This is a genomic window from Synechococcus sp. R6-5 (assembly GCF_047461775.1).
Lineage (GTDB): Bacteria > Cyanobacteriota > Cyanobacteriia > Thermostichales > Thermostichaceae > Thermostichus.
On record NZ_JANSHV010000139.1, the window covers coordinates 1 to 6,635 of the forward strand.

Here is a 6,635-nt window from a genome sequence, read left to right on the forward strand (position 1 = left end):
AGGCTTCTTCGGTTTGGCCAGTAAGCAAAAAAGCCAGAAAAAAATCGGGATCCTGCACCCGATCCACGTCGACGAACGCTTGCGCTATCTTCATCTCCTGCCCGGAAGCATGGGGGCAGGGGGACAGCACCAGGGAGAGGCGTGCCTGAGGCAGTTGCTGGCGCAATTCCATCACCACCGGACGCACCCAGGTGGTCAGCTCTCCAGGGCCGTTTGAGAGAATAAGAATGTCATAGGGAGGCTCACCGCTGCTCAGTGGGGCCATCGGAGGCTGGGATCCTGCAATTAATCGTCTCATTCTACCGTTTGCCCATGGCCCTGGGCCGATTCCTGCCAGTCCGGAGATTTGTCGGGATCCCTTCCCAAAGAGGCAGCCCCAGCGTCGGCTGAGGGGCAAGGCGTTCTTCAGAGAGGCATCTGGCCATGCGAGAGGCCAGGGGATCCCTCAGGCCAGCAGGGACCCGCCGATCATCCCCGCCAGCAGAATAAACCCTTGCACCACATTTTGGCCGAAGATGGCCAGGTACAAGGTGGGAGAGGCATTCCTTTGGTGGAGCTGCCAGGTTTGCCGGCCCCAGAGGACAGTGACGATGGCCAAGCTGACAAAATAAACTCCATGCAACCGTAGGCTGAGGCCTACCCCCAACAGCGCGATGGCAGTGCCCAAAAAAAACAGCCCTACCGCCGTCGGCGTCCGCTGCCCGAAAAAACGGGCGCTGGAATGGATCCCGGCCCGCTCATCGTCCTCCCGATCCGCAAGAGCATAGACGGTATCAAATCCCAGTGTCCACAACACCGTGGCCAGCCACAGCCAGCCCAGCCCCTCTTCCCACAGGGGTGTGTTGGCATCTTGGCCGCTCACCGCCGTCCAACTGATGAGCACGGCAAATCCCCACGCCAGAGCCAGCACCAACTGCGGCACCGGAAACACCCGCTTGGCCCCCGGATAGAGCAGGATCACCGGCACCGCCGCCACACAGAGGGCAAAGCTAACCGGGTTGAGAAACAGCGCCAGCCCTGCCGCACAGGCCAAACTCACCACCGCCATCAGGATCCCGACGCCAACGGTCAACTCCCGGCTGGCCAACGGGCGATGGCGGGTGCGCTCCACCAATGGATCTAAGTCCCGATCCCAAAGATCGTTGATGACACAGCCTGCCCCACTGGCAGCCAGGCTGCCCAAAATGATGATCCCGACCAACGGCCAAGGGGGTGTTCCCCGTCCGGCCAAAAAAGCTCCCCACAGAGCCGGGATCATCAAAATCAATCGCCCTGCCGGCTTATGCCAGCGCAACAGCCGCAGAATGGCTCCGCCGGTGGCCCAGAGTGCAGGAGGGGAAGCAGACATAACCGGTTTCCGGCCAATCGCGACAGCGGGACGGAGTCCTTAAAGCGTGAGTTGCCGTTCGCGGGAGGGGTGCAGAGCACCATGAGGCGTGGGTAGGGGCGGCTCCACATTAGAGATCTTAAATCATCCTGAATTGCAGGTTTTTGGAATCCTTTCGGTTCCATTCGCCGTCTCAAGACCTTGGGCAATCAGTCCACCCCTGTTCTCTTTACATTGGCCGGCCCTGGAAGTTTGATATCCTATCGGGGGGCTGCTGTTGACGGTGGCGGCACTTGCCCTTCTCACCCTGTGAGGCTGTTATCGCTACGTGACGCTTCCGCGTTCGTGACGGCGGTGCGGAGCACTTGCGTGCAGGCGCAACGGAGTTCTGTATGGAAGCAACCCTCTCCATGACCGGTCCACTTCCTCAAGCCAAGGAAGCTGCTTCCCATCTGGAGACCCTGCTGGTGGTGGATGACGAGGATGCCATTCGGGAAACGGTTGCCCTGGCTTTAGAAGAACAGGGATATCAAGTTTTACAGGCCGCCGATGGTCGGCAAGCCCTTGAGGTGGTACATACGGCTGAGCGGCTGGATTTGATGATCCTGGATTTGATGTTGCCCAGCTTGAACGGTTTGGATCTGTGCAGGCTGCTGCGCAGGGAGGGCAACACGATTCCCATCTTGATGTTGACGGCCAAAAGTAGCGAAACCGACCGCGTGGTGGGCTTGGAACTGGGGGCCGACGATTATCTGACCAAGCCCTTTGGTATGCGGGAGCTGATCGCCCGCTGTCGCTCGGTGTTGCGCCGGCAACAACTGGCCCAAGCCAGCGATGCCACGGTGCTCCGTTACGGGGATCTGTGTATGTTTACCCAGGAGTGCCGCGTGTTGGTGCGGGGCGTTGAGGTGAGTTTTTCCCCCAAGGAATTTCGCCTGTTGGAGCTGTTTATGTCCAATCCCCGCCGCGTTTGGACGCGGGAACAGCTTCTGGAGCGCATCTGGGGATCCGACTTCATGGGCGACAGCAAGACCGTCGATGTACATATCCGCTGGCTGCGGGAAAAATTGGAGCTGGATCCCAGCAACCCAGAGTATTTGGTGACGGTGCGCGGCTTCGGCTATCGCTTCGGCTAGTCTTTTTGCTGGCCACGCCACCGGCGGGCAAAAGAGAGCGCCTCGGCACGAGTTTGAATCTGCCCCCAAGCCTGCGCCTCCTGGAGGTCTTGCAGCAACTGGCCTACCCAGGGGCCGGGTTTGGCCCCCAAGCTGTGCAGCAGATCGCGGCCATCCAGCAGGGGCACCAGATGGGCCAGGGGATCCTGGGGGTCTTCGTAGCGTTTGAGCCAAGACTCCAGCTTTTGAGGGTCGCCGCCCGTAGCCACCGCCAACAGCGCCAGGCCACCGAACAGGGATCCCGCCTGTTGATAAAGCCGCCACTGTTGCGCAGGGGTGGGGGAGTCCGTCAGGAGAAGCTGAAGCTGAGGCAGAAGATGGTGTAGCTTTTGGATGGCCCGCATTTCCGCTCGGCTGAAGCGCAGCCGCTCCAGCTCGGTTTCCACCCTTTCTGCCGTTCGCGTCAGCAAGACAGAGTCCTCAGTTCCCGCTGGATCCCACAACAAGGCCGCCAGCACCACTGCCAACAGCCTGCCGCGCCCTTCGCGTGAGGATGTCAAGGGCTGGGCCAGCTCTGCCAGCGTGCGGGGATAGAGCGGTTGCCAGCGCCCGGCCCACTCCCACACCGCCTGAGCTTGAGGGAAGCCCGGACTTTCCGGCTTCAGGTGGGGCAGCCAAGCCTGCAGCAACCCCGCCGCCACCGCCGCCTGTAGGTGAGCCAGCCCTGGGATCCCTGCCTCCAACAGGGCCACTACCTCTGCCCGCACCCGTTCTGCCGCCACATTCGCCAAAAGGGGAGCCCGCTCCCGGATCGCCTCTTGCGTAGCTGGATCCAGCCCAAACCCCAGCTGAGCCGCCTGTCGATAACCCCGCAACAGCCGCACCGGATCAGCACTGAGGTTGTCGGGGTGTACCATGCGCATCCGGCTCTGGCGAATATCGGCTTGTCCGCCTGTGGGATCCAGCAGTTGCTCCCTTTGCAGATCCAAGGCCAGGGCATTGCAGGTGAAGTCCCGCTGCCTCAGATCCTCCTCAGGGGTGGATCCCGCCTGCAGCCCCACGTCCACGGTCAACTTTGCCAACACAATGCGGGCAATCTGCCGTTCGGGATCCAACACCACAAAGCCCGCCCCCAACCGCCGTGCCACTGCCGCTGCCCAGCCCACGGGATCCACAGCACACATCAGATCCAAATCCACTGGTGCTAAAGACCCCATCCCACCGTCGCGAGCGGGATCCCCAGCAGCACGGCCCTGCAGCCAAGCCAGGTAAGCATCCCGCAGGGATCCCCCTACCCAATAGCTTTTCTGCGGCAGCCACTCTTGGGGGAAAGGCAGCCGTTGGTAAAAATAGGTCAGCAGCCACTTCGTCAGCAAGGCTTCGCTCGGGCTTAGGGTCATTCCCAGTCAAAACTCCATGAAGATGAGACACCTGGGGTGGTAGGAGAACGCTTCTGGGGGTATGAAGTCAGCGCCCTCGTCTGGTCGCGTCAGCGTTCATAAAATGCCCGGAGTTTTTCCCTACCGCTCCAGCAGCGAGCTGCCCACAGCAGCAGGGACAAAGGCAGGAGCTGCCAAGCCTGGAGTGAGCAGATGAGTCCGCACCAGCGCCGCCAAGCCAGCAATGAACAGAGGGTCGGTATTTAAGGCGGGCACACGGCGAAAATCGGCAATCCCAGCTCGATGGGCCAGCTCCCGATACTCGATGTCAATCTCCTGCAGGGTCTCGATGTGCTCCGACACAAAGCTAATCGGCACCACCAGCAACTGTTTCACGCCTTGGGATCCCAACTCCAGGATGACCCGTTCGGTATAGGGTTGCAGCCACCGCACCGAACCCACCCGGCTTTGATAGGAGAGGGTGTGGTCATTGGGGCGTCCCACCTGCTGCCAGATCAGCCGCACGCAGGCTTCCATTTCCCGTTGGTAGGGATCCCCGGCCTCGGTGACATAGCTTTCGGGAATGCCGTGGGCGCTGAACAGCACATGCACCCCTTCGGGCTCGGCAAATCCATCCAACTGTTCCCGAATTGCTCTGGCCATCGCCTGCACGTACTGAGGCTGATCGTACCAGGAGCAGATCTGGCAGCGCTCGATGCATGCCAGCTCCGGATCTTCAGCCCAGAGCCGATCCAGCAGCTTAAAGCTGGATCCCGTCGTGCTGATGGAATACTGCGGGTAAAGCGGCAGCACCACCAAGCGGGTGATCCCATCCGACTTGATCTGCTGCACCACCGACTCGATCAGCGGATGCCAGTAGCGCATGGCCACATACACCGGCACATCGTAGCCCTCGGCCACCAGGTGGGCCTGCAGTTCTCGCGCTTGCTCGGCAGTGATGCGCCGCAAGGGGGATCCCCCCCCAATGGCCGCGTAGTTGCGGCGGGATTTTTCGGCCCGCAGCGTGGAGATGGCCCAGGCGAAGGCCCGCTGCAAGAAGGGAAACGGCAGCCGGATCAGCTCAGGATCGGCGAACAGATTGTAAAGAAAGGGCTGCACATCGGCCTGGGTCTCTGGCCCCCCCAAGTTCAGCAGGAGCACGCCGCTTTTGGACATAACAAAGCTCATTCGCGTTGGCGGTGCGGAGCACCATGTTCTTCTTTATCCACTGTAGGGGCTCTTATCCCCCAGCGGGAAAGTGACCTTAAGTTTTTTTGCAGTCTTTCTCAGCTTTCCCCTCAGGAGAAACCACCCGCACCCAAACCTACAAGTCCAATCCGGAGACTCCGTCCCGCTGTCGCGAACAAAGTCCAAAAAGGGATCCCCACCCACAAGGGGATCCCCAGCCTTAAAACTCCACTGTCGTGCAGAGCAGCAGAGCGGTGTTAAAACTCTCGACCTCGGTAAGCCCGCTGCAGGGCCGGAGTGACCGGATAGCAATCGACATCGGCCAGGCTCAACTTCAAGCGCAGCGCATTAAGAAGTCTCCAGTAGGGGGGCACAAAAGCCTTTTCAGGGATGGGTTGGGCGGTAGGAGAAGGATCCCCAGGTCGGGCAACCGTCTCCATGGGGCAGCCGCGGTAGCGGAGCGGACGGGATCCGAGGTGAGCTGAGCGCAGATCTCGGCTGGGAGCCACCGTCAAGCCGCGAAACTGGATCGCCCCCGGACGAGAGGCTTCCCGATAGCGCAGATAGCCAGCCCACACCTGAGTAATCCACTCCGGCAAAGCTTCAGGCCGAATGTGATAGCGCTCCGGCAACAGACGGTCGTTGAGAAAACCCATCAGCCCAGACCAAACTTGCCAGACAAAAGCTCCGACGATGCGAGCAGCGGGAGACAATGAAATCTTCATGGTGGAAGCTGAAAAATGTAAAGAACCCAAAAAACCGCTATGCAGCCAGGATTTGCCGTTGATTATACCAGCCCAGATGCATCGGAACGCTCACCCTGAACCTTTTGGCCTCGAGTTTTTCTGCTCACTGGAAAGCAGAAGCCAGCTTGCGGCCAAGCGCGTTGAGCCACCCAAATCCATCGACTACAATAGGCCCAAGGCTTGGGTGTTGCTTTCTCTCTCTGAATCTTTAGCTGGTGAGGATCCCAGAAGCGCACCGACAAGCCAGCTCCAGTAACCATTGCACCTATGGGGATCGACGGATTATGACCTGGCGCGGCGACATCACTCCCATCAATCGGCTGTGGGGATCCCTTCCCTACCTTCTGCCTTTGGTATCGGCTCTGCCCTTGGGCTTTTTGCCCTCTGGGTTGTTTCAATCTTTGCCAGGGCTGATCCCCATTTTTGCGCCCCTGTTTCGTCTGGTGCCCCTGGCCACGGGCTGGCTGGGAATGGGGGTGTCTTTGGCTCTGCTGTTCCTGGTGATCCGCAACACCCGCGTAGCCCATTTTGTTCGCTTCAACACCATCCAGGCGCTCTTGCTCAAGATTGCCTTGTTCTTGCTCAACATTGCCTTGTTCTTGGTGCAGGTGCTGATGCAGGCGTTTGGCATACTCTTCGGCAACCTTGGCCTGGCAGCGATGGTCAGCATTTTGGCCACCACGGCTCTCTTGGGGGTGATTGCCATCACCGTCTACGCCTGGGTGCAAAACATTCGCGGCCACTACGCCGAGGTGCCGGTGCTCTCTGATGCCGCCTATGCCTGGATTCGCTACTAGTTGTCAAGTCCCTGCGGGTCTGGTTGCCGATTTGCCGACCTCATCGGAGCCTAAGCCAACTGATACATTTACGCTGAACACTG

Annotated in this window: 6 protein-coding genes and 1 pseudogene; 2 read left to right on the forward strand and 5 right to left on the reverse strand. The window is 60.0% G+C overall.

Annotation, left to right across the window (positions count from 1 at the left end):
• Together NW818_RS08130 and NW818_RS08135 are read right to left on the reverse strand one after the other, a co-directional pair.
• Positions 1-265 (reverse strand): annotated as a pseudogene (locus NW818_RS08130) (hypothetical protein); the annotation flags it as partial.
• A 180-nt stretch (positions 266-445) separates the two neighbouring features.
• A complete protein-coding gene (locus tag NW818_RS08135) occupies positions 446-1,348 on the reverse strand; it encodes a 4-hydroxybenzoate solanesyltransferase (RefSeq protein ID WP_414424276.1) in 903 nt (300 codons plus the stop codon).
• Between the two features lie 371 nt (positions 1,349-1,719).
• On the opposite strand from NW818_RS08135, the gene NW818_RS08140 reads away from it, so the two are divergent.
• Complete coding sequence (locus NW818_RS08140) at positions 1,720-2,463, forward strand: response regulator (RefSeq protein WP_414419555.1); 744 nt, start codon at positions 1,720-1,722, stop codon at positions 2,461-2,463.
• Here the strand turns inward: NW818_RS08140 and NW818_RS08145 are convergent.
• The 3 genes from NW818_RS08145 to NW818_RS08155 all read right to left on the reverse strand — a co-directional run bounded on the left by NW818_RS08145 (position 2,460) and on the right by NW818_RS08155 (position 5,734).
• Positions 2,460-3,842 (reverse strand): CCA tRNA nucleotidyltransferase, encoded by a 1,383-nt coding sequence (locus NW818_RS08145; protein ID WP_414424277.1) that lies wholly within the window; start codon positions 3,840-3,842, stop codon positions 2,460-2,462. The two genes, NW818_RS08140 and NW818_RS08145, sit on opposite strands and share 4 nt — an antisense overlap.
• Positions 3,843-3,962: 120 nt before the next feature.
• Positions 3,963-4,997, reverse strand: a complete 1,035-nt coding sequence (gene hemH / locus NW818_RS08150; RefSeq protein ID WP_414424278.1) for a ferrochelatase — start codon at positions 4,995-4,997, stop codon at positions 3,963-3,965.
• A 269-nt stretch (positions 4,998-5,266) separates the two neighbouring features.
• On the reverse strand, positions 5,267-5,734 hold the full coding sequence (locus tag NW818_RS08155) for a hypothetical protein (protein ID WP_414424279.1): 468 nt from the start codon (positions 5,732-5,734) through the stop codon (positions 5,267-5,269).
• Positions 5,735-6,039: 305 nt separating this feature from the next.
• On the opposite strand from NW818_RS08155, the gene NW818_RS08160 reads away from it, so the two are divergent.
• Positions 6,040-6,552 carry a Tic20 family protein gene (locus NW818_RS08160; protein WP_414424280.1) on the forward strand — a complete coding sequence of 171 codons (513 nt, stop codon included), beginning with the start codon at positions 6,040-6,042 and terminating at the stop codon, positions 6,550-6,552.
• Positions 6,553-6,635: the final 83 nt, after the last annotated feature.

Excerpts from the sequence above, each read along its gene's own strand:
- NW818_RS08135 (WP_414424276.1), bottom strand. The coding sequence starts at position 1,348 with ATGTCTGCTTCCCCTCCTGCACTCTGGGCCACCGGCGGAGCCATTCTG.
- NW818_RS08140 (WP_414419555.1), top strand. The coding sequence starts at position 1,720 with ATGGAAGCAACCCTCTCCATGACCGGTCCACTTCCTCAAGCCAAGGAA.
- NW818_RS08145 (WP_414424277.1), bottom strand. The coding sequence starts at position 3,842 with ATGACCCTAAGCCCGAGCGAAGCCTTGCTGACGAAGTGGCTGCTGACC.
- hemH (WP_414424278.1), bottom strand. The coding sequence starts at position 4,997 with ATGTCCAAAAGCGGCGTGCTCCTGCTGAACTTGGGGGGGCCAGAGACC.
- NW818_RS08155 (WP_414424279.1), bottom strand. The coding sequence starts at position 5,734 with ATGAAGATTTCATTGTCTCCCGCTGCTCGCATCGTCGGAGCTTTTGTC.
- NW818_RS08160 (WP_414424280.1), top strand. The coding sequence starts at position 6,040 with ATGACCTGGCGCGGCGACATCACTCCCATCAATCGGCTGTGGGGATCC.